Annotated in this window: 21 protein-coding genes; 17 read left to right on the top strand and 4 right to left on the bottom strand. The window is 62.1% G+C overall.

The annotated features are described in order from the left end of the window. Positions 1-4: 4 nt before the first annotated feature. From ftsE to rpoH, 3 genes are all read left to right on the top strand, one after another. The gene (gene ftsE / locus CYR32_RS18340) at positions 5-676 is read left to right on the top strand and encodes a cell division ATP-binding protein FtsE (protein ID WP_101826595.1); all 672 of its coding nucleotides are present in this window, start codon (positions 5-7) and stop codon (positions 674-676) included. Further along, positions 666-1646, top strand: coding sequence for a permease-like cell division protein FtsX (gene ftsX, locus CYR32_RS18335; protein ID WP_101826594.1), 981 nt, complete (start codon positions 666-668; stop codon positions 1644-1646). Before ftsE ends, ftsX begins: the two co-directional genes overlap by 11 nt. Before the next feature lie 287 nt (positions 1647-1933). Continuing rightward, positions 1934-2791: an RNA polymerase sigma factor RpoH gene (gene rpoH, locus CYR32_RS18330; RefSeq protein ID WP_101817289.1), complete on the top strand. Its 858-nt coding sequence runs from the start codon at positions 1934-1936 to the stop codon at positions 2789-2791. Positions 2792-2878: 87 nt separating this feature from the next. Here the strand turns inward: rpoH and panM are convergent, their stop codons facing one another. Then, the gene (gene panM, locus CYR32_RS18325) at positions 2879-3259 is read right to left on the bottom strand and encodes an aspartate 1-decarboxylase autocleavage activator PanM (protein ID WP_101826593.1); all 381 of its coding nucleotides are present in this window, start codon (positions 3257-3259) and stop codon (positions 2879-2881) included. Positions 3260-3680: 421 nt separating this feature from the next. Between panM and CYR32_RS18320 the strand changes: the two genes are divergently transcribed. From CYR32_RS18320 to CYR32_RS18265, 12 genes are all read left to right on the top strand, one after another. Further along, positions 3681-4796 carry a branched-chain amino acid ABC transporter substrate-binding protein gene (locus tag CYR32_RS18320; RefSeq protein ID WP_101826592.1) on the top strand — a complete coding sequence of 372 codons (1116 nt, stop codon included), beginning with the start codon at positions 3681-3683 and terminating at the stop codon, positions 4794-4796. A 113-nt stretch (positions 4797-4909) separates the two neighbouring features. Then, positions 4910-5836, top strand: coding sequence for a high-affinity branched-chain amino acid ABC transporter permease LivH (gene livH, locus CYR32_RS18315; RefSeq protein WP_101826591.1), 927 nt, complete (start codon positions 4910-4912; stop codon positions 5834-5836). Next, positions 5833-7134, top strand: coding sequence for a high-affinity branched-chain amino acid ABC transporter permease LivM (locus CYR32_RS18310; RefSeq protein ID WP_101826590.1), 1302 nt, complete (start codon positions 5833-5835; stop codon positions 7132-7134). The genes livH and CYR32_RS18310 overlap by 4 nt, the downstream gene beginning before the upstream one ends. Further along, on the top strand, positions 7131-7901 hold the full coding sequence (gene livG, locus CYR32_RS18305; protein WP_101826589.1) for a high-affinity branched-chain amino acid ABC transporter ATP-binding protein LivG: 771 nt from the start codon (positions 7131-7133) through the stop codon (positions 7899-7901). The genes CYR32_RS18310 and livG overlap by 4 nt, the downstream gene beginning before the upstream one ends. A 20-nt stretch (positions 7902-7921) precedes the next feature. After that, the gene (gene livF / locus CYR32_RS18300) at positions 7922-8623 is read left to right on the top strand and encodes a high-affinity branched-chain amino acid ABC transporter ATP-binding protein LivF (RefSeq protein WP_101826588.1); all 702 of its coding nucleotides are present in this window, start codon (positions 7922-7924) and stop codon (positions 8621-8623) included. A 69-nt stretch (positions 8624-8692) separates the two neighbouring features. Continuing rightward, positions 8693-9880, top strand: coding sequence for an aminotransferase-like domain-containing protein (locus tag CYR32_RS18295; protein WP_101826622.1), 1188 nt, complete (start codon positions 8693-8695; stop codon positions 9878-9880). A 211-nt stretch (positions 9881-10091) separates the two neighbouring features. Next, positions 10092-11426, top strand: a complete 1335-nt coding sequence (gene ugpB / locus CYR32_RS18290) for a sn-glycerol-3-phosphate ABC transporter substrate-binding protein UgpB (RefSeq protein ID WP_101826587.1) — start codon at positions 10092-10094, stop codon at positions 11424-11426. A 30-nt stretch (positions 11427-11456) separates the two neighbouring features. Then, complete coding sequence (gene ugpA, locus CYR32_RS18285; protein WP_101826586.1) at positions 11457-12344, top strand: sn-glycerol-3-phosphate ABC transporter permease UgpA; 888 nt, start codon at positions 11457-11459, stop codon at positions 12342-12344. After that, positions 12341-13186, top strand: a complete 846-nt coding sequence (gene ugpE / locus CYR32_RS18280; protein ID WP_101826585.1) for a sn-glycerol-3-phosphate ABC transporter permease UgpE — start codon at positions 12341-12343, stop codon at positions 13184-13186. Before ugpA ends, ugpE begins: the two co-directional genes overlap by 4 nt. 3 nt (positions 13187-13189) lie before the next feature. Then, positions 13190-14263, top strand: coding sequence for a sn-glycerol-3-phosphate import ATP-binding protein UgpC (locus CYR32_RS18275; RefSeq protein ID WP_101826584.1), 1074 nt, complete (start codon positions 13190-13192; stop codon positions 14261-14263). Then, the gene (ugpQ, locus tag CYR32_RS18270; protein ID WP_101826583.1) at positions 14263-15006 is read left to right on the top strand and encodes a glycerophosphodiester phosphodiesterase; all 744 of its coding nucleotides are present in this window, start codon (positions 14263-14265) and stop codon (positions 15004-15006) included. Before CYR32_RS18275 ends, ugpQ begins: the two co-directional genes overlap by 1 nt. Before the next feature lie 97 nt (positions 15007-15103). After that, complete coding sequence (locus CYR32_RS18265) at positions 15104-16060, top strand: AEC family transporter (RefSeq protein ID WP_101826582.1); 957 nt, start codon at positions 15104-15106, stop codon at positions 16058-16060. A gap of 13 nt (positions 16061-16073) precedes the next feature. Here the strand turns inward: CYR32_RS18265 and CYR32_RS18260 are convergent, their stop codons facing one another. Then, positions 16074-16361 carry a DUF2756 domain-containing protein gene (locus CYR32_RS18260; protein WP_101826581.1) on the bottom strand — a complete coding sequence of 96 codons (288 nt, stop codon included), beginning with the start codon at positions 16359-16361 and terminating at the stop codon, positions 16074-16076. A gap of 198 nt (positions 16362-16559) precedes the next feature. On the opposite strand from CYR32_RS18260, the gene CYR32_RS18255 reads away from it, so the two are divergent. Beyond that, positions 16560-17459, top strand: coding sequence for a carboxylate/amino acid/amine transporter (locus CYR32_RS18255; RefSeq protein WP_101826580.1), 900 nt, complete (start codon positions 16560-16562; stop codon positions 17457-17459). On the opposite strand, the gene metR is transcribed toward CYR32_RS18255, so the two are convergent. Next, entirely contained in the window at positions 17344-18300 is a 957-nt protein-coding gene (gene metR, locus CYR32_RS18250; RefSeq protein ID WP_146000724.1) for an HTH-type transcriptional regulator MetR, read from the bottom strand. The genes CYR32_RS18255 and metR overlap by 116 nt on opposite strands. A gap of 105 nt (positions 18301-18405) precedes the next feature. Between metR and metE the strand changes: the two genes are divergently transcribed. Further along, positions 18406-20685 carry a 5-methyltetrahydropteroyltriglutamate--homocysteine S-methyltransferase gene (metE, locus tag CYR32_RS18245; RefSeq protein WP_101826579.1) on the top strand — a complete coding sequence of 760 codons (2280 nt, stop codon included), beginning with the start codon at positions 18406-18408 and terminating at the stop codon, positions 20683-20685. Positions 20686-20775: 90 nt separating this feature from the next. Here the strand turns inward: metE and CYR32_RS18240 are convergent. Next, positions 20776-21532 (bottom strand): dienelactone hydrolase family protein (locus CYR32_RS18240; protein ID WP_101826578.1); only part of this gene is annotated, 757 nt, incomplete at its 5' end.

Raw genomic sequence — 21532 nt, 5'->3', positions numbered from 1 at the left:
ACGGATGATTCGCTTTGAACAGGTCAGTAAAGCTTATCTCGGTGGCCGGCAAGCGTTGCAGGGGGTGGATTTCCACCTCCGTCCGGCGGAAATGGCGTTCCTCACCGGCCACTCCGGGGCCGGGAAGAGCACGCTGCTCAAGCTGATTTGCGGCATTGAGCGCCCCAGCGCCGGGCATATCTGGTTCGGCGGGCATGACATCAGCCGCCTGAAAAACAGCGAAGTGCCGTTCCTGCGCCGCCAGATTGGGATGATTTTCCAGGATCACCACCTGCTGATGGATCGCACCGTCTATGACAACGTGGCGATGCCGCTGGTGATCGCCGGGGCCAGCAGCGAGGACATCCGCCGCCGCGTCTCAGCCGCGCTGGACAAGGTCGGCCTGTTGGACAAAGCGAAAAACTTCCCGATCCAGCTCTCCGGGGGTGAACAGCAGCGCGTCGGCATCGCCCGTGCGGTGGTCAACAAACCGGCGGTACTGCTGGCGGATGAGCCGACCGGCAACCTTGACGAAGCACTCTCCGAAGGCATTCTGCGCCTGTTCGAAGAGTTCAACCGGGTGGGCGTCACCGTACTGATGGCCACCCACGACATGGGCCTGATCGCCCGTCGTGATTATCGCATTCTGACCCTGAGTCAGGGACGCATGGGCGGAGGGCACACGCATGGCCAGTAATCCGAAAACCACCCGCAACGCCGCACCGGCCAACACCGCCAAAAGCAAATCTCTGCGCGGCGGCTGGCATGAGCAGTGGCGTTACGCCTGGTCAAACGCCTTTTCCGATATGCTGCGCCAGCCGCTGGCGACGCTGCTGACCATCATGGTGATCGCCATCTCGCTGACGCTGCCGAGCGTCTGTTACCTGGTGTGGAAGAACGTCAGCACCGCGGCCCAGCAGTGGTATCCGACGCCGCAGCTCACGGTCTACCTCGACAAGGCGCTGGATGATGACGCGGCAGAGAACGTCATCAAGGCGCTGAGGGCCGAAGCCGGGGTGGAGAAGGTCAACTACCTCACCCGGGACGAGGCGATGGGCGAGTTCCGCAACTGGTCAGGCTTTGGCGGCGCGCTGGACATGCTGGAGGAGAACCCGCTGCCGGCGGTGGCGATTATCACGCCGAAGCTCAACTTCCAGAGCCAGGAGACGCTGAACACCCTGCGTGACCGGGTCTCCGCCGTGCAGGGCATCGACGAAGTGCGGATGGATGACAGCTGGTTCGCCCGGCTGGCGGCGCTGACCGGGCTGGTTGGCCAGGTGGCGGCGATGATCGGCATCCTGATGATCGTCGCGGTGTTCCTGGTGATCGGCAACAGCGTGCGGCTCAGCATCTTCAGCCGCCGTGACACCATCAATGTCATGAAGCTGATTGGCGCGACGGACGGCTTCATCCTGCGGCCGTTCCTGAACGGCGGCGCGATGCTCGGCCTGTTCGGGGCGCTGCTGTCGCTGGTGCTCTCCGAGGCGCTGGTGCTGCGGCTGGAGAGCGTGGTGCTGCATGTCGCCGCGGTGTTCGGCACCACCTTCACCCTGCATGGGCTGGCGTGGGACGAAAGCCTGCTGCTGTTGCTGATTGCCGCGATGATTGGCTGGATCGCCGCGTGGCTTGCTACCGTGCAACATTTACGGCGCTTTACACCACAGTAACGATTTTTTGATATACTCTTCCCCTGCTGCTCTGAGTGTGTACGCAGGGGAAGAGCCTCCACGCAGTCACCTTTCCGGCCTCTTCCTTTCGCACATTTTCCCTACCTAAAGTTGACGCCATCACGTAGGGTTGGCTGTCCGGTAAAGATTGTCTGGGAACTTGTGACGACGATCACGGTCAAAGAGTGAGCAATGTAAGGGCGGCTGCCCGTGGCTACGCAAACAGATGAAAAAAGCCCGGCGGTAAACGCAACCTGCATGAACGTTCTAATCAAGAGAGGGTTTGAATGACCAAAGAAATGCAAACTTTAGCCTTAATTCCCCAAGGTAGCCTGGAAGCCTATGTGCGGGCCGCCAATGCTTATCCGATGCTGACGGCAGAGGAAGAGCGGGAGCTGGCTGAACGGCTGCATTATCAGGGCGATCTGGACGCAGCTAAACAGCTTATCCTGTCTCACCTGCGCTTTGTCGCTCACGTAGCCCGTAACTATTCAGGCTATGGCCTGCCGCAGGCAGACCTTATCCAGGAAGGCAACATCGGCCTGATGAAAGCGGTACGCCGCTTCAACCCGGAAGTTGGGGTGCGTCTGGTCTCCTTCGCGGTGCACTGGATCAAAGCGGAAATTCACGAGTACGTGCTGCGTAACTGGCGCATCGTGAAAGTCGCGACCACCAAGGCTCAGCGCAAACTGTTCTTCAACCTGCGCAAAACCAAGCAGCGTCTGGGCTGGTTCAACCAGGATGAAGTGGAGCTGGTAGCGCGTGAACTCGGCGTGTCGAGCAAAGACGTGATGGAGATGGAATCCCGCATGTCGGCGCAGGATATGACCTTCGACCCGACGCCGGATGATGAAGGCCGTGACGGCCAGGCGATGGCCCCGATGCTCTACCTCCAGGATAAAAGCTCTGACTTTGCCGAAGGCATTGAAGAGGATAACTGGGAGAGCAACGCCGCCGACAAACTCAGCTATGCGCTGGAAGGGCTGGACGAGCGCAGCCAGGACATTATCCGCGCCCGCTGGCTGGACGATGACAACAAGTCCACGCTTCAGGAGCTGGCTGACAAGTACGGCGTTTCCGCTGAGCGCGTGCGCCAGCTGGAAAAAAATGCCATGAAGAAATTGCGACTGGCGATCGAGGCGTAACCGCCGCCCGTCACCGCACTGAATAAAAAAGCCCGGCTTGCCGGGCTTTTTTGTGCCTGTTATTTAACGATCTATCTGGCGGTCTGGCTATTTCTGCCAGCACCCCGCCACGTTCCGGAAACCGCACGCGGCCATAAACGCCTGTAATACCGCATCGCCGCCCGCCTCCTCCAGCCACCAGTGGTTCACCTCCGGCATCTGGCGCAGCGTCTCCTCCAGCAGGTAGCGCCCCACGCCGCGGCGGCGCGTTACCTCGCGCACCATCAGGTCATGCAGGCGGGCCGACGCCCCCTCCGGTTCCACTTTCACCGCCGCCAGCAGCCGTTGGTTAAAGCGCGCGGCGAACAGCGCGTTCCCCTCGTCCAGCCACTGTTGCCAGATGCCAGGCGTCTGGCCCGGCCAGATTTTGCCGAGGTCGAGAAGATCCTGCGCGGAGAAAGAGGTTAAACGCTCAATGGTCAGTTTCATGCTTTCTGTCCTGGGCGAAGCCGGTTATGAACTGAAAACCGCAAGGCCTGCCTGATAGGGCCGCTGCCTCCGCCGTGTAATGTTAAGTGTACGAAAACTGCGCACAATGTTTTTTCCGGCGCGCATTTTCAGAGTTATAGATCACCGGCTGCGGCAAAAGCCAGCATAAGCGACCATACTGATCTCAAGGTGCGCGAATTTACTCCGATTTTTATTCTGTTTACACCGCTTGTTCCTGAGGGGGCGAGTTGATTTGCAGAAGAATATTCCTGTTTAATGGCATGAAAAATAAAGTCTTATTATAAAAAAACGCCTGCGAGAAAACTAACCCGTTATTACCTATACAGAAAAAGGCATAAAGGATCGTTTTCCAGGCAATAACCACAACAATGACATCACAAACACACATGGGGTAGTTCGGATGAAAGTAACCAGAACAGGCAGGGCACTGCTGGCAGGGTGTATCGCCATGGCGATGGCGCAGGTTGCCGTGGCAAAAGAGATTAAAATCGCCATCGTCGGCGCGATGTCCGGCCCGGTCGCCCAGTATGGCGACATGGAGTTCACCGGCGCGCGCCAGGCGATTGCCGACATCAACGCCAAAGGGCTGCTGAAAGGCGATACCCTGGTCGGCGTGGAATATGACGACGCCTGCGACCCGAAACAGGCGGTGGCTGTCGCCAACAAAGTGATCAATGACGGCATCCGTTACGTCATCGGCCACCTCTGCTCCTCCTCCACCCAGCCGGCGTCTGATATTTATGAAGACGAAGGCATCATCATGATCACCCCGGCCGCCACCAACGCTGACCTGACCACCCGCGGCTACAAGATGATCATGCGCACCACCGGCCTGGACTCCGACCAGGGGCCGACGGCGGCGAAATACATTGTTGATACCATCAAACCGCAGCGCATCGCCGTGGTGCATGACAAACAGCAGTATGGCGAAGGGCTGGCGCGCTCGGTGCAGGATAGCCTGAAGAAAGCCGGTGCCAACGTGGTGCTGTTCGAAGGGATCACCGCCGGGGATAAAGACTTCTCCACGCTGGTGGCGCGCCTGAAGAAAGAGAACGTCGATTTCGTCTACTTCGGCGGTTACTACCCGGAGATGGGGCAGATGCTGCGCCAGGCCAAACAGGCGGGGCTGACCGCCAAATTCATGGGGCCGGAAGGGGTCGGCAACTCCTCCCTGTCGAACATCGCCGGGGCCGCTTCTGAAGGGATGCTGGTGACGCTGCCGAAGCGCTACGACCAGGTGCCGGCCAACCAGCCGATTGTTGACGCGCTGAAAGCCAAGAAACTTGACCCGACCGGCCCGTTCGTCTGGACGACCTACGCGGCGTTGCAGTCCCTGACCACCGGCATGGTGCGCAGCGGCAGCCAGGAGCCGGAAGATATCGTGAAGGATCTCAAAGCCAAACCGGTTGAGACGGTGATGGGCCCGCTGAGCTGGGATGAGAAGGGCGACCTGAAAGGGTTCGAATTCGGCATCTTCGAGTGGCATGCGGACGGTACGTCCACACCGGTTAAATAATCCCCCGTTATTGCTGGACGCCGACGGGTAAACACACAGGGAGGGGCGCGGAGAACCGCGCCTCTTCTGCCTTTATCACCCCGGGCCGGGCGTCCGCTCGCTAAGGTCAGAGTATGTCAGAGCAGTTTCTCTATTTTCTGCAGCAGATGTTCAACGGCGTCACGTTGGGCAGCACCTATGCACTCATCGCCATCGGTTACACCATGGTCTACGGCATCATCGGCATGATCAACTTCGCCCACGGCGAGGTTTATATGATCGGCAGTTATGTCTCCTTTATCGTGATCGCCGCCCTGATGATGATGGGCATCGACGCAGGCTGGCTGCTGATTGGCGCAGGCTTTATCGTGGCGATTGTCATCGCCAGCGCCTACGGCTGGAGCATTGAGCGCGTGGCCTACAAGCCGGTGCGCAGCTCAAAAAGGCTGATCGCGCTGATCTCCGCCATCGGCATGTCGATCTTCCTGCAAAACAGCGTCAGCCTGACGCAAGGCTCGCGCGATCTGGCGCTGCCGGCCATCGTCACCGGCAAATGGACGCTGGGCGAAAGCAACGGCTTTGCCGCCACCATCAGCACCATGCAGATCACCATCTGGGTGGTTACCTTCCTCGCCATGCTGGCCCTGACGCTGTTTATCCGCTATTCGCGGATGGGCCGCGCCTGCCGCGCCTGTGCGGAAGACCTGAAGATGGCCAGCCTGCTCGGCATCAGCACCGACCGGGTCATCTCCCTGACCTTCGTGATCGGCGCGGCGATGGCGGCAGTGGCAGGTGTGCTGCTCGGCCAGTTCTACGGCGTGATTAACCCCTACATCGGCTTTATGGCCGGGATGAAGGCCTTCACCGCCGCGGTACTGGGCGGCATCGGCAGTATTCCGGGCGCGATGATTGGCGGGCTGATCCTCGGCGTCGCCGAGGCACTCACCTCCGCCTACCTGAGCACCGAATACAAAGATGTGGTCTCCTTTGCGCTGCTGATTGTGGTGCTGCTGGTGATGCCGACCGGCATCCTTGGCCGCCCGGAGGTTGAGAAAGTATGAAACAACTCAATCTGGTCAACGCGCTGGTCTCGTCGCTGGTCTTACTGGTGCTGGCCTCGCTGCTGATGGGGGTGCAACTGAGCCTCGACGGCACCCGGCTGGTGGTGAACGGCGCATCCAGCGTGCGCTGGGAGTGGATCGGCATCGGCTGTGCGGTGGTCTTCTTCTTCCAGCTGTTCCGCCCGCTGCTGCAAAACACGCTTAAGCGCGGCAGTGCGCCTGCCTTTGTGCTGCCAAGTTTTGACGGCTCCACGCCGCGGCAGAAAGTGCTGGCACTGGTGCTGCTGGCGGCGGCGATCGCCTGGCCGTTCCTGGTGTCGCGCGGCACGGTGGACGTCGCCACTCTGACGCTGATCTACATCATGCTGGGGCTGGGCCTCAACGTGGTGGTCGGCCTCTCCGGGCTGCTGGTGCTGGGGTATGGCGGCTTTTACGCCATCGGCGCGTACACCTACGCGCTGCTCAACCACTACTACGGGCTGGGCTTCTGGGAGAGCCTGCCGTTGGCGGGGCTGATCAGCGCCGCGTTCGGCTTCCTGCTTGGCTTCCCGGTGCTGCGGCTGCGCGGGGATTACCTGGCGATTGTCACCCTCGGCTTCGGCGAGATCGTGCGCATCCTGCTGCTGAACAACACCGAGATCACCGGCGGGCCGAACGGCATCAGCCAGATCCCGAAACCGACGCTGTTCGGGCTGGAGTTCAGCCGCACGGCGCGTGACGGCGGCTGGGACACCTTCAGCAACTTCTTCGGCCTGCCTTACGACCCGAGCGACCGCATCATCTTCCTCTATATGGTGGCGCTGCTGCTGGTGGTACTGACGCTGTTCATCATCAACCGCCTGCTGCGGATGCCGCTGGGGCGCGCGTGGGAAGCGCTGCGTGAGGATGAGATCGCCTGCCGGTCGCTGGGCCTCAGCCCGACCCGCATCAAGCTGACCGCCTTTACCATCAGCGCCGCCTTTGCCGGGTTCGCCGGGACGCTGTTCGCGGCGCGCCAGGGCTTCGTCAGCCCCGAGTCCTTTACCTTTGCCGAATCCGCCTTTGTGCTGGCGATTGTGGTGCTCGGCGGCATGGGGTCGCAGTTCGCGGTGATTCTGGCGGCGATCCTGCTGGTGGTCTCCCGCGAGCTGATGCGCGACCTCAACGAATACAGCATGCTGGTACTGGGCGCGCTGATGGTGCTGATGATGATCTGGCGGCCGCAGGGGCTGCTGCCGATGAAGCGCCCGCAACTGAAAATGAAAGCGGCGGCCTTGCAACAGGCAGCCAATGCCGGTGATAAAGGAGAGCAGGCATGAGTACCCAACCTTTATTGCAGGTAGATGGCCTGATGATGCGCTTCGGCGGCCTGCTGGCGGTCAACAATGTGGCGCTGACGCTGAACCGGGGCGAGATTGTCTCGCTGATTGGGCCGAACGGCGCGGGCAAAACCACGGTGTTCAACTGCCTGACCGGCTTCTACAAGCCCACCGGCGGCAGCATCAGACTCCACGATCAGCACCTTGAGGGGCTGCCGGGGCAGAAGATCGCCCGCATGGGGGTGGTGCGCACCTTCCAGCATGTGCGGCTGTTCCGTGAGATGACGGTGATCGAAAACCTGCTGGTGGCGCAGCATCAGCACCTGAAAAGCGGCGTGCTGGCCGGGCTGTTCAAGACGCCGGGCTTCCGCCGCGCCGAGGCGGACGCCCAGGCACGGGCGGCGGTGTGGCTGGAGCGCGTCGGCCTGCTGGAGATGGCGAACCGCCAGGCGGGCAACCTCGCCTACGGCCAGCAGCGGCGGCTGGAGATCGCCCGCTGCATGGTGACGCGCCCTGAGTTGCTGATGCTGGATGAACCGGCCGCCGGGCTGAACCCGAAAGAGACTGATGAGCTGGACGAACTGATCGCCGAACTGCGCGGCCACCATAACGTGTCGGTGCTGCTGATCGAGCATGACATGAAACTGGTGATGGGCATTTCCGACCGTATTTACGTGGTCAACCAGGGCACGCCGCTGGCACACGGCACCCCGGCGGAAATCCGTAACAACCCGGACGTCATCCGGGCCTATCTGGGCGAGGAATAATTACTGTGTCATTAAATCCGATGTTGTCGTTAAATCAGGTTTCCGCCCATTATGGCAAGATTCAGGCGCTGCATGATGTCACGTTGCATATCGACAAAGGTGAGATCGTCACGCTTATCGGGGCGAACGGCGCGGGGAAAACCACGCTGCTCGGCACCCTGTGCGGCGAGCCGCGCGCCAGTTCCGGCCGGATCCGCTTCGAGGGCCGGGATATTACCGACTGGCAGACGGCGCAGATCATGCGCGGGGCGATCGCCATTGTGCCGGAAGGGCGGCGGGTCTTCTCCCGCATGACGGTGGAAGAGAACCTGGCGATGGGCGGTTTTTTTGCGGCGAAAGATCAGTTCCAGCAGCGGCTGGCGCGGGTTTATACCCTGTTCCCGCGGCTGAAAGAGCGCGAGGCGCAGCGCGCCGGCACCATGTCCGGCGGCGAGCAGCAGATGCTGGCCATCGGCCGCGCGCTGATGAGCCAGCCGAAACTGCTGCTGCTGGACGAGCCGTCGCTGGGACTGGCGCCCATCATCATCCAGCAGATTTTTGACACCATCCAGCAGTTGCGGGAAGAGGGCATGACCATCTTCCTGGTGGAACAGAACGCCAACCAGGCGCTGAAGCTGGCCGACCGCGGCTACGTGCTGGAAAACGGCCACGTGGTGCTGGAGGACAGCGGCGAAGCCCTGTTGGCAAACGAAGCGGTACGCAGCGCCTACCTGGGCGGCTGACCGGACGGGGGCGGCAACGCCCCTTTTTTCAGGCACCTATTTTTAGCGAATTAACCGATGAAAAAAGAGATGAACACTGAAGGATTACTGGCACAGCGTATGATCAGGCTGAAAAGTTCGGCCATCCGCGAGCTGCTTAAGCACAGTAAAATGGAGAACGTCATCTCGCTGGCCGGCGGTATTCCGTCGGATGCGCTGTTTGATTTTGAGGGGCTGAGCCAGGCGACCCAGCTTGCGATCACCGAGCAGCCAAAAAATGCGTTCCAGTATGGCCTTACCGAAGGCAGCCACACCCTGCGTGAGCGCATCACCGGCTTATGCGCCGAGCGCGGCATCGTGACCCGTCCGGAAGATATCGTGGTCACTGCCGGTTCCCAGCAGGCGCTGGATCTGGTGATGCGGGCGCTGGTCAACCCCGGCGACGTGTTTGTGGTGGAAAGCCCGACCTACCTGGCGGCGCTGCAAACCCTGGAGCTGGCCGAGGCGAAGCTGCTTACGGTGCGATCCGACCGCGACGGCATGATCGTTGACGATCTGGCCGAGCTGCTGAAAACCCAGATCATCAAGGGCGTCTACCTGGTGCCGACCTTCGGCAACCCGAGCGGCGTCTCCCTGAGCCGGGCGCGCCGCGAACAGCTGGTGACGCTGGCCGCCGAGCACCGTTTCCTGATCATTGAGGATGACCCCTACGGCGAGCTGCGTTTCACCGACGAACGCAACCCGACGCTGTTTGAGCTGGCGACCGCCCTGAACGGCCATACCGACAACGTCATCTACACCTCCACCTTCTCCAAAATCCTGGCACCGGGCCTGCGTCTGGGCTGGGTGATCATGCCGTCGTGGCTGCTGCACAAAGTCGCCAGCATCAAGCAGGCGGCGGATCTGCACGCCAGCTCGCTGTCGCAGGTGGTGGCGGAATATTACCTCGGGCTGGGGCGGTTACCGGCGCAGATCGAGACCATCCGCGCCGCCTATAAGCACAAGTGTGAAGTGCTGGCCTCGCTGCTGGAGCAGGAGCTGGGCGATCAGGTGACCTTCGAGATGCCGAAAGGCGGCATGTTCCTGTGGGCGAAATTCCGCCAGCCGCGCAACACCGCGGAGTGGTTGCAGGAGACGCTGAAACAGGGCGTGGTGTTTGTGCCGGGCGAATACTTCTTCGCTGCCGAGCCGGACCACTCCACCTTCCGCCTCTCCTTCGCTACCGCGACCGAACAGCAGATGCAGGAAGCCGTGGCCCGCCTGAAACGCGCTCTGTAATTGTTAACGGCGAAGCGTCTTTCCGGCGCTTCGTCCCATTTTTGCCATCTTCCCGTCACCCTCACTTCATTCACTTGTCATTTTATTGTCATTTAACGGTTATTTTTCTATCATTTTATCGTGTCATGTTAGCTCCCGGTTTCGAAAATGTGTTAATGCATGAGTGGCTTACCGCACCGTGCCGTACACCCCCCCTTTTCAGGAGACAGGCATGTTTATTTCCCCTACCTTTTCACCCCGGCTCAAAACCGCTGCGCTCTGTACGGCACTGGCACTGACCTTCAGCACAAACGCACTGGCCGTCACCACCATTCCGTTCTGGCACTCTATGGAAGGCGAACTGGGCGTGGAAGTGGATTCCCTCGCGGATCGCTTTAACCAGGCCCACCCGGACGTGAAAATCGTGCCGGTCTATAAAGGGAATTATGAGCAGAGCCTGGCGGCCGGGATTGCGGCGTACCGCTCCGGCAATGCGCCCGCCATCCTCCAGGTGTATGAGGTCGGCACTGCCACCATGATGGCCAGCAAAGCGATTAAACCGGTTTATCAGGTGTTCAGTGAAGCGGGCGTGCCGTTTGATGAGTCGGTGTTTGTGCCGACCGTTTCCGGTTACTACACCGACGCCAAAAGCGGCCATTTGCTCTCCCAGCCGTTTAACAGCTCCACGCCGGTGCTCTACTACAACAAAGATGCCTTTAAGAAAGCGGGGCTGGACCCGGAGCAGCCGCCGAAAACCTGGCAGGATCTGGCGGCCTACACCGCCAAACTGCGCGCGGCCGGCATGAAGTGCGGCTACGCCAGCGGCTGGCAGGGCTGGATTCAGATCGAGAACTTCAGCGCCTGGCACGGCCTGCCGGTTGCCAGCAAAAACAACGGTTTTGACGGCACCGACGCCGCGCTGGAATTCAACAAGCCGGAGCAGGTCAAGCACATCCAGATGCTGGCTGACCTCAGCAAAGCGGGCGGCTTCACCTATTTCGGCCGCAAAGATGAGTCCACCGCCAAGTTCTACAACGGGGACTGCGGCATCACCACCGCCTCTTCCGGCTCGCTGGCCGACATCCGCCACTATGCCAAATTCAACTACGGCGTCGGCATGATGCCGTATGACGCCGACGTCAAAGGCGCGCCGCAGAACGCCATTATCGGCGGGGCGAGCCTGTGGGTCATGAACGGCAAAGACGCGGCGACCTACAAAGGCGTGGCGCAGTTTATGCAGTTCCTGACCCAGCCGGAGATCGCCGCCGAGTGGCACCAGAAAACCGGCTACCTGCCCATCACCACTGCCGCTTACGAGCTGACCCGCCAGCAGGGCTTCTATGACAAGAACCCGGGCGCGGACACCGCCACCCGCCAGATGCTGAACAAGCCGCCGTTGCCGTTCACCCGCGGCCTGCGCCTGGGCAACATGCCGCAGATCCGCACCGTGGTGGATGAGGAGCTGGAGAGCGTCTGGACCGGCAAGAAAACCGCGCAACAGGCGCTGGATTCTGCCGTTAAGCGCGGTGACGTGCTGCTGCGCCGCTTCGAAGCCTCGACCAAATAACACAAGGCTACGTCACACAAGGAGAGCCTGATGTCCCTGTCGCGCCCCGGGTTCCGCAGTCGCTGGCTGCCCTATCTGCTGGTTTTGCCGCAACTGCTGATTACCGTGATCTTCTTTATCTGGCCGGCAGGGGAGGCGCTGTGGTACTCGGTGCAGCGCCTCGATCCGTTCGGCATCTCCAGCGAGTTTGTCGGGCTGGAGAACTTCAGCGCCCTGTGGCAGGACGACACCTACCTGGAATCCTTCTCCACCACGCTGATTTTCAGCGGGCTGGTGGCGGTGAGCGGGCTGGTGATCTCCCTGCTGCTGGCGGCGCTGGTTGACCGGGTAGTGCGGGCGCGCCGGATCTACCAGACGCTGTTTATCCTGCCTTACGCGGTCGCCCCGGCGGTGGCCGCGGTGCTCTGGATGTTCCTGTTCAACCCCGGCATGGGGCTGATCAGCCACTGGCTGGGGGAGATGGGCTACGACTGGAACCACGCCCAGTTCAGCGGGCAGGCGATGGCGCTGGTGGTGGTGGCCTCGGTCTGGAAACAGGTGAGCTATAACTTCCTGTTTTTCCTCGCGGCGTTGCAGTCTATCCCGCGTTCGCTGGTGGAAGCGGCGGCGATTGACGGCGCAGGGCCGGTCCGGCGCTTCTTCAACCTGGTGCTGCCGCTGATCTCGCCGGTGAGTTTCTTCCTGCTGGTGGTCAACCTGGTCTACGCCTTCTTCGACACCTTCCCGGTGATCGACGCGGCCACGGCCGGCGGGCCGGTGCAGGCGACCACCACCCTTATCTACAAAATTTACCGTGAGGGCTTTGCCGGGCTGGATCTGGCCAGTTCCGCCGCGCAATCGGTGGTGCTGATGCTGCTGGTGATTGGGCTGACGGTGCTCCAGTTCCGCTTTGTTGAGCGTAAGGTGCGCTACCAATGATCGAAAACCGTAGAGGGCTGGATATTTTCTGCCATGTGATGCTGCTGCTCGGCGTGCTGGTGGTGCTGTTCCCGCTCTATGTGGCCTTTGTGGCCGCCACGCTGGATAACCAGCAGGTGTTCCAGGTGCCGATGACGCTGCTGCCCGGCAGCCATTTATGGGAGAACATCAGCACCATCTGGACGCAGGGGGTCAGCCGCCACAGCGCGCCGTTCAGCCTGCTGCTGTTCAACAGCTTTGTGATGGCGATTGTGATCACTATTGGCAAGATCAGCGTGTCGATTATCTCGGCTTACGCCATTGTCTATTTCCGGTTCCCACTGCGCAGCCTCTTCTTCTGGATGATCTTCCTCACCCTGATGCTGCCGGTGGAGGTGCGGATCTTCCCCACGGTCGAGGTGATGGCCGGCCTGCACCTGATGGACAGCTACACCGGCCTGACGCTGCCGTTAATGGCCTCCGCCACCGCGACCTTCCTGTTCCGCCAGTTCTTTATGACACTGCCGGACGAGCTGCTGGAAGCGGCGCGCATTGATGGCGCGGGGCCGATGCGTTTCTTCTGGGATGTGGTACTGCCGCTGTCAAAGACCAATCTGGCTGCGCTGTTTGTTATCACCTTTATTTATGGCTGGAACCAATATCTGTGGCCGATCCTGATCACCAGCGATGTCTCGATGGGCACCGCCGTGGCCGGGATCAAAAGCATGATCTCCCTTGGCGATGGGGTAACCCAATGGAACCAGGTGATGGCGGCGATGCTGCTGACCCTGTTGCCGCCGCTGGTGGTGGTGCTGACGATGCAGCGTTGGTTTGTCCGTGGTCTGGTTGACAGTGAGAAGTGAGTTATGGCGAATCTGAAATTGCAGGCGGTCAGCAAGAGTTATGACGGCAAAACCCCGGTGATCCGCCAGATTGATCTGGACGTGGCCGACGGCGAATTTATTGTGATGGTCGGCCCCTCCGGCTGCGGCAAGTCCACGCTGCTGCGGATGGTGGCCGGGCTGGAGCGCACCAGCAGCGGCGACATCTACATCGGCGACCGGCGCGTCACCGAGCTGGAGCCAAAAGATCGCGGCATCGCGATGGTGTTCCAGAATTATGCGCTCTACCCGCACATGAGCGTGTTTGACAACATGGCCTACGGCCTGAAGATCCGCGGCTTCGGCAAGGCGCAGATCGCAGAAAGGGTCGGAGAGGCGGCGCGCATTCTGGAGCTTCAGCCGCTGCTGAAGCGCAAACCGCGTGAGCTTTCCGGCGGCCAGCGCCAGCGGGTAGCGATGGGGCGGGCGATTGTGCGTGAACCGGCGGTGTTTTTGTTTGATGAGCCGCTGTCGAACCTCGATGCCAAGCTGCGGGTGCAGATGCGGCTGGAGCTGCAACAACTGCACCGCCGCCTGCGCACCACCAGCCTCTACGTCACCCACGATCAGGTGGAAGCGATGACGCTGGCGCAGCGGGTGATTGTGATGAACAAAGGGGTGGCGGAGCAGATCGGCACGCCGTCGGAGATTTACCAGCGCCCGGCCAGCCGTTTTGTCGCCGGGTTTATGGGCTCCCCGGCGATGAATTTGCTGGACGGCGAAGTCGATGCCGAGGGCAGTGCGCTGCTGCTGGCGGACGGCACCGCCCTGCCGCTGCCGGAGGTGCGCCCCGCCTGGAGCCGCCGGGCGTTGACCGTGGGCATCCGGCCGGAGCATATTCAGCTGGCGGACGGCACCACCCGCGGCCTGCCGCTGAAAGTGGTGACCCTGGAGCGGCTGGGGGCGGATAACCTCGCCCACGGCCAGTGGGGCGGGCAGGGCGTGGTGGTGCGGCTCTCCCATGAGCACTGCCCGGCGGTGGGGTCTGAGCTTTCGCTGGTGCTGCCGCCGCAGGCGCTGCACATTTTTGACACGGCTGATGGATTACGGATGGAATAATGACAACAGACTGGCCTTACCCGCGCATTGTGGCGCACCGGGGCGGCGGCTCGCTGGCCCCGGAAAATACGCTGGCGGCGATTGAGACCGGGGTGCGCCTTGGCCACCGGATGATTGAGTTTGATGTGAAGCTGGCGCAGGACGGCCAGATCTTCCTGCTGCACGACGACACGCTGGACCGCACCAGCAACGGCTGGGGCGTGGCGGGTGACCTGCCGTGGGAGAAGCTGGTGACGCTGGATGCCGGGAACTGGTACAGCACCGCCTTTCGCGGCGAGAAGCTGCCGCTGCTCTCGGAAGTGGCAGACCGCTGCGCACAGCACGGGCTGATGGCGAACATTGAGATCAAGCCCACCACCGGCACAGAGGAGGAGACCGGCAAAGTGGTTGCCTCCGCCGCCCGCCTGCTGTGGGAGGGGCAACCGGTGCCGCCGCTGCTCTCCTCCTTCTCGGTGGAGGCGCTGGCCGCCGCCCAACAGGCGGTGCCGGAGCTGCCGCGCGGCCTGCTGCTGGATGAGTGGGACGAAGACTGGCAAACGCTGACCACCCAGCTCGCCTGTGTGTCGTTGCATATCAACCACCAGGCGCTGACGCAGGCGCGGGTGGAGGCGCTGAAAGCGGCCGGGCTGCGGATTCTGGTGTATACCGTGAACAGCCCGGAGCGTGCGCGCCTTTTGCTCAGTTGGGGCGTTGACTGTATCTGTACTGACCGGATAGATTTGATGGGCGCGGACTTTACGTAGCAGGCGAAGTAGTAGACGCCTAACGATACGCAGGCCGTGTTCACTCACTTCCCGGGGCCTGCGGTATCTGGCGTCGGCCGTTTATGCAAGGATTGTCATGCCTGCTTTTATGCTGTCGCTTTGGCATCAGATTTTGCTGTCGGTGCCGTTATTTGTCTTGATCGTGCTGGGATATGGGCTGGTTCGCTGGGGGAAATGGCCCGCCTCCATTACTGACGGCATGACCCGCCTGGTCTTCTCCGTCGCGCTGCCCGCCATGCTGTTCCGCATGATGTGTGATTTCACCAAACGCCCCGCCGTGGATGCCCGCCTGCTGATCGCCTTTTTCGGCAGTTGCCTGATTGTGTTCGTGCTGGGCCGGGTGCTGGCAAAGCACCTGTTCCGGCTCGACGGCATCTCCGGCTCGGTGTTTGCCCTCGGCGGCATCTTCTCCAATAACGTGATGCTGGGGCTGCCGATCGCCACCGTGATGCTGGGTGAGGCCGCCGTGCCCTCGGTGGCGCTGGTGCTGGTGTTCAACGGGCTGATCCTCTGGACGCTGGTCACCATCTCGATCGAGTGGGCGCGCAACGGCTCGCCGACGCTGGCGGGCTTCGCCAAAACCGCCCGCAGTGTGCTGACTAACCCGCTGATTATCGGCATTATCTCCGGCACTCTGTTCAGCCTGACACGCCTGCCGCTGCCCCGTTTTATCGACCAGCCGGTGTCGATGCTGGGGCAGAGCGCGGCACCGCTGTCGCTGGTGGTGCTGGGCATGGGGCTGGCGGAGTACCGGGTACGGGACGGCTGGAAGCTCAGCTCCGCCATCTGTGTGATGAAGCTGCTGGTGCAGCCGCTGGTGGTCTGGCTGCTGGCGGTGGCGCTGCATCTGCCGGCGATGGAGACCCGCGTGGTGGTGCTGCTCGGGTCGATGGCGGTGGGGGTAAACGTCTACCTGATGTCGCGCCAGTTCAACGTGCTGGCCGGGCCGGCGGCCGCCAGCCTGGTGATGTCCACGGCGCTGTCGGGCATCACCACGCCGCTGATCCTGACGATGCTGGGCGTCCGGATCTGACGCCCTTTACGCCCTATCGGTTGCCGGGCTGGTTCTGCTGGATGCGCTGCTGATTGGTCTGCATCTGGGTACGCAACTGCTGGTTCTGCTGCTGTGTGCTGGCGCGGCGATCCACCTCCAGCTGGCGTTGCTGGAGCTGCTGGTTAGTCTGCATCCGCTGCTGGGTGTTGCGCTGCGCCGGGTTGTTCAGCAGTTGCTGCTGGCGCTGCTGCGGCGACAGCGGTTTCAGGGTGTCCGCCACGGCGCTGCCGGTGATAAGGCCGGTGGCCAGGGCGCAGGCGATCAGGGTGATTTTCTTCATGGTGCTCCTCCGTTGCTGTTCGCGGGCGTGGTCTTCCTAAGCTTTCAGTGTATGCCATCCCGGCGGCCCTGTACCGGAACAAGGCCGTAAAGGTGCGTCTGTTTGTGTAAATAATAATCACCTGTAAACCATCTTCGATGATTTTTGCCTGCCCGCTTCCGTTACAATCCCCTTTTCCCTTTGATAGCGACAATCACCGTGTTTTTACTGATTATCACCACCATTTTGTGGGCGTTCTCCTTCAGCCTGATCGGCGAGTACCTGGCCGGGCAGGTGGACAGCGTCTTCTCCGTGCTGGTACGGCTGGTGCTGGCGGCGCTGGTGTTCCTGCCGTTCCTGCGCTGGCGCGGCCATAAAGCCTCGACGCTGCTGTTCTATATGGGCGTCGGCGCGATGCAGCTCGGCATCATGTACCTGATCAGCTTTCAGGCCTACCTCTACCTGACGGTGCCGGAATTCCTGCTGTTTACCGTCATGACCCCGCTCTACGTGACGCTGATTTATGACCTGATCAGCGGGCGCGGCGTGCGCCTGGGGTATGCCCTCAGCGCCCTGCTGGCGGTGGTGGGCGCGGCGATCATCCGTTACGACCACATCAGCGAGCACTTTGTGATCGGCCTGCTGCTGGTGCAGGCGGCGAACCTCTGCTTCGCCATCGGCCAGGTGGGGTACAAACGGCTGATGGAGACGCGGCCGATGCCGCAACACACGGCTTTCTCCTGGTTCTACATCGGCGCGGTGCTCTGTGCGATTGTGGCGTGGGCGCTGTTCGGCAACCCGCAGAAGCTGCCGACCACCTCGCTGCAGTGGGGCATCCTGATCTGGCTGGGGGTAGGGGCGTCCGCGCTGGGCTACTTTATGTGGAACGTCGGGGCGACGCAGGTGGATGCCGGAACGCTGGGGATTATGAATAATTTCCACGTCCCGGCCGGGCTGCTGGTCAATCTGGCGATCTGGCAGCAGCAGCCCCACTGGCCGAGCTTTATTCTGGGAGGTGCAGTGATAATGGCATCGCTGTGGGTACACCGGCGCTGGGTCGCGCCGCGTCCCGCACAAACGGCAGATGATCGCAGGCGTGCTGGCGCGCCGAACGAATAAAGGCGTCTGTCACCGGCTGGCGCTGCTCGCCTTCGCGCACCGCGGCATACAGCCGGCTCCATAATCCGCTCCCCAGCGTCTTGGTCACAATCAGTCCCTGGCGCTCAAAACTCTCCACCACCCAGTGCGGCAGCGCAGCAATCCCCATGCGCGCCGCCACCATCTGAATCAGCAGCAGGGTGTTATCCACGTTTTTCAACGCCGGGCTGACGCCTGCCGGTTGCAGGAAGTGACGCCAGATGTCGAGCCGCTGGCGCTGTACCGGGTAGATCATCAGCGTTTCGTCACTCAGGTCTTCCGGCAGGATCTGCGCTTTGGTGGCCAGCGGGTGATCCGGTGCCAATACCAGCCGCACTTCGAAATCAAACATCGGCGTGTAGTGCAGGCCGCTGTGCGGCAGGATGTCCGAAGTCAGCACCACGTCCAGCTCGCCCTGTTGCAGCGCCGGTTGCGGGTCAAAGGTCACGCCCGATTTGAAATCCATGATGACCTGCGGGAAGCGCTGGCGGAAGTTGTCCAGCGCCGGGGTCAGCCACTGGATGCAGCTGTGGCACTCAATGGCGATGCGCAGGGTGGCCTGCTGCGGCTCATGGCACGCCTGAAGCGCCTGCTGGATCTGCGGCAACACCTGTTCCGCCAGTTGCAGCAGGATGTCGCCCTGCGGCGTAAAGCGCAACGGCTGGCTCTTACGGACGAACAGCCGGAAGCCCAGCCGTTGCTCCAGGTCGCTGAACTGGTGTGACAGCGCCGACTGCGTCTGATGAAGCTGCGCGGCGGCGGCGGCCAGGGAGCCGGTGTTCCGCAACGCCTGCAGCGTCCGTAAGTGTTTAAGTTCGATCATGAGAGTCCTTCACAGTGACAGTGAACATTTTGCGCTTGTGGAATATACAGTACCTGCGGATTATGGATGTGTAAACATCTGGACGGCTAAATGAGGGCGTTAACCATGACAATTCTGAACCATACCCTGGGTTTTCCGCGCGTCGGCCTGCGCCGTGAGCTGAAAAAAGCCCAGGAACGTTACTGGGCAGGCAAGGCGACGCAGGAGGAACTGCAGGCGGTGGGCCGGGAATTGCGCGCCCGTCATTGGCAACAACAGCGCGATGCCGGGGTCGATCTGCTGCCGGTGGGCGACTTCGCCTGGTACGATCATGTGCTGACCACCAGCCTGCTGCTGGGCAATGTGCCGCCGCGCCACCAGGACGCCGGCGGCAATATCGATCTCGACACGCTGTTCCGCATCGCCCGTGGGCGCGCGCCGAACGGTGAACCGGCCGCCGCCGCGGAAATGACCAAATGGTTCAACACCAACTACCACTACATCGTGCCGGAGTTCCATCAGGGCCAGCGCTTTACCCTGGCCTGGACGCAACTGCTGGATGAAGTGGATGAAGCATTGGCGCTGGGCCACCCGGTCAAGCCGGTGCTGCTCGGCCCGGTCACCTACCTGTGGCTCGGTAAAGTGAAAGGTGAACCGTTCGACCGCCTCACCCTGCTGGATGAGATTTTGCCGGTTTACCAGCAGGTGCTGGCAGAGCTGGCCGGGCGCGGCATCGAATGGGTACAGATTGATGAACCGGCGCTGGTGCTGGAGCTGCCGCAGGCCTGGCGGGAGGCGTTCAAACCCGCCTATGCCACGCTCAGCGGCCGGGCTAAGCTGCTGCTGACTACCTATTTCGACAGCATCGGCCATCACCTCGACACTATCCGTGAACTGGATGTGCAGGGGCTGCACGTCGACCTGGTGGCGGGGAGTGATGAACTTACCGCGCTGGACAACGCGCTGCCCGCTGACTGGGTGCTCTCGCTGGGGGTGATCAACGGCCGCAACGTCTGGCGGGCTGACCTCGGCCGCTGGCTGAACCGCCTGCAACCGCTGGCCGGTGGGCAACGCACGCTGTGGCTCGGCAGCACCTGCTCCCTGCTGCACAGCCCGATTGATCTGGATGCCGAAACCCGGCTGGATGCCGAGGTAAAAAGCTGGTTCGCCTTCGCGCTGCAAAAATGCCGCGAGCTGGCGCTGCTGACCCGCGCCCTGAACCGGGGCGACCGGGCCGCGCTGGACGACGTGGAGGCCTACAGCGCGCCGATCCGCGCCCGCCGCGACTCCCGCCGCGTCCATAACGAGGCGGTCGCCAGGCGGCTGATGGCGGTCACCGCCCGGGACAGCGAGCGCCCGCACGCCTACCCGATCCGCGCCGAAAAGCAGCGCGCCAGATATCACCTGCCGCCCTGGCCAACCACCACCATCGGCTCCTTCCCGCAGACCACGGAGATCCGCGGCCTGCGTCTGGACTTCAGGCAGGGCCGCCTGGACGGCAACACCTACCGCACCGGCATCAGTGAGCACATCAGACAGGCGATCGCCGAGCAGGAGCGCCTGGGCCTCGACGTGCTGGTACATGGCGAAGCGGAGCGTAATGACATGGTGGAGTATTTCGGCGAACACCTCGACGGCTTCGCCTTCACCCAGAACGGCTGGGTGCAGAGCTACGGCTCCCGCTGCGTGAAACCGCCGGTGATTATCGGTGACATCAGCCGCCCGGAGGCGATCACCGTGGAGTGGGCGACCTATGCCCAGTCGCTGACCGGCAAACCGGTGAAAGGGATGCTGACCGGGCCGGTGACGATTCTCTGCTGGTCATTCCCGCGTGAGGATCTCTCCCGTGAGGCGATCGCCAGACAGATCGCGCTGGCGCTGCGTGACGAGGTGGCCGATCTGGAAAAAGCCGGTATCGGCATCATCCAGATTGATGAACCGGCCCTGCGCGAAGGGCTGCCGCTGCGCCAGTCTGACTGGCCGGCGTACCTCGCCTGGGCGGTAGAGGCTTTCAGGCTCAACGCCGCGGTGGCCGCCGATGAGACGCAGATCCATACCCATATGTGTTACTGCGAGTTCAACGACATCATGGACGCCATCGCCGCGCTGGATGCCGATGTGATCACCATCGAAACCTCCCGTTCCGACATGGAGCTGCTGGAGGCGTTCAACGCATTCGACTACCCGAACGAGATCGGCCCCGGCGTGTATGACATCCACTCGCCAAACGTGCCGAGCGTGGAGTGGATTGAAGCGCTGCTACGTAAAGCCGCACAGACCATCCCGGCGGAGCGCTTGTGGGTCAACCCGGATTGCGGCCTGAAAACCCGCGGCTGGCCGGAGACCCGCCAGTCTTTGGCGAACATGGTGAAAGCCGCCCGCCGCCTGCGCACCGAAGCGGTGTAAAGGCCGGACGCGGGTACCCTGCCGGAAAAGCAAAAGGGCGCATCTGCGCCCTTTTTTGATCGTGCCGGAGGTCAACGCCGCCCGGGTTTGTTATGGCTGTGCCCCGCCTGCGCCGGCCATGCCATGTTGCGCGAACCAGGCCAGCATCCGCTGCCAGCCGTCGTCGGCCGCTTCCTGATGGTAGCTTGGGCGGTAATCGGCATTGAACGCATGCCCGGCTTCCGGGTAGACCACGATTTCCGCCGTGGCATTGGCCGCGCGGATCGCCTGGCGCATGCTCTCGACCGTGTCCAGCGGGATGCCGCTGTCCTGCCCGCCATACAGCCCCAGCACCGGCGCGTTGAGATCCACGGCCACATCCACCGGGTGTTTCGGCTGGTTCAGGGACTTTTCGCCCACCAGTTTGCCGTACCAGGCCGCGGCCGCTTTCAGCTGCGGGTTGTGGGCCGCGTAGAGCCAGGCGATGCGCCCGCCCCAGCAGAACCCGGTGATCGCCAGCCGGTTGGCCTCGCCGCCGTGGCGGCTGGCCCAATGGGCGGTGTGGTCAAGGTCTGCCAGCACCTGCTGGTCGGGCACTTTGCTTACCAGCTGGCTGAACAGCTCATCAATGGTGGCGTACTGCTGCGGATCGCCCTGACGGAAATAGAGCTCCGGCGCAATCGCCAGGTAGCCCTCTTTGGCCAGCCTGCGGCAGAGATCGCGGATGTGTTCATGCACGCCGAAAATTTCCTGCACCACAATCACCACCGGCAGCGGGCCGGACGCGGCCGCCGGGCGCGCCAGATAGGCGGGCATATTCTCACCCTGCGTCGGGATGGTGGTTTCGCTGGTATGCAGATCGTGATCT

This window comes from Chimaeribacter coloradensis (assembly GCF_002858715.1).
Classification (GTDB): domain Bacteria; phylum Pseudomonadota; class Gammaproteobacteria; order Enterobacterales; family Enterobacteriaceae; genus Chimaeribacter; species Chimaeribacter coloradensis.
This window is presented reverse-complemented; position numbering and strand designations above follow the sequence as displayed.

Coding starts and splice junctions, on each gene's coding strand:
- ftsE (WP_101826595.1), top strand. CDS start 5: ATGATTCGCTTTGAACAGGTCAGTAAAGCTTATCTCGGTGGCCGGCAA.
- metR (WP_146000724.1), bottom strand. CDS start 18,300: ATGATCGAACTTAAACACTTACGGACGCTGCAGGCGTTGCGGAACACC.
- CYR32_RS18310 (WP_101826590.1), top strand. CDS start 5,833: ATGAAACAACTCAATCTGGTCAACGCGCTGGTCTCGTCGCTGGTCTTA.
- rpoH (WP_101817289.1), top strand. CDS start 1,934: ATGACCAAAGAAATGCAAACTTTAGCCTTAATTCCCCAAGGTAGCCTG.
- ugpA (WP_101826586.1), top strand. CDS start 11,457: ATGTCCCTGTCGCGCCCCGGGTTCCGCAGTCGCTGGCTGCCCTATCTG.
- CYR32_RS18295 (WP_101826622.1), top strand. CDS start 8,693: ATGAACACTGAAGGATTACTGGCACAGCGTATGATCAGGCTGAAAAGT.
- ftsX (WP_101826594.1), top strand. CDS start 666: ATGGCCAGTAATCCGAAAACCACCCGCAACGCCGCACCGGCCAACACC.
- livH (WP_101826591.1), top strand. CDS start 4,910: ATGTCAGAGCAGTTTCTCTATTTTCTGCAGCAGATGTTCAACGGCGTC.
- CYR32_RS18275 (WP_101826584.1), top strand. CDS start 13,190: ATGGCGAATCTGAAATTGCAGGCGGTCAGCAAGAGTTATGACGGCAAA.
- ugpE (WP_101826585.1), top strand. CDS start 12,341: ATGATCGAAAACCGTAGAGGGCTGGATATTTTCTGCCATGTGATGCTG.
- CYR32_RS18320 (WP_101826592.1), top strand. CDS start 3,681: ATGAAAGTAACCAGAACAGGCAGGGCACTGCTGGCAGGGTGTATCGCC.
- livG (WP_101826589.1), top strand. CDS start 7,131: ATGAGTACCCAACCTTTATTGCAGGTAGATGGCCTGATGATGCGCTTC.
- livF (WP_101826588.1), top strand. CDS start 7,922: ATGTTGTCGTTAAATCAGGTTTCCGCCCATTATGGCAAGATTCAGGCG.
- ugpQ (WP_101826583.1), top strand. CDS start 14,263: ATGACAACAGACTGGCCTTACCCGCGCATTGTGGCGCACCGGGGCGGC.
- CYR32_RS18260 (WP_101826581.1), bottom strand. CDS start 16,361: ATGAAGAAAATCACCCTGATCGCCTGCGCCCTGGCCACCGGCCTTATC.
- ugpB (WP_101826587.1), top strand. CDS start 10,092: ATGTTTATTTCCCCTACCTTTTCACCCCGGCTCAAAACCGCTGCGCTC.
- CYR32_RS18265 (WP_101826582.1), top strand. CDS start 15,104: ATGCCTGCTTTTATGCTGTCGCTTTGGCATCAGATTTTGCTGTCGGTG.
- metE (WP_101826579.1), top strand. CDS start 18,406: ATGACAATTCTGAACCATACCCTGGGTTTTCCGCGCGTCGGCCTGCGC.
- panM (WP_101826593.1), bottom strand. CDS start 3,259: ATGAAACTGACCATTGAGCGTTTAACCTCTTTCTCCGCGCAGGATCTT.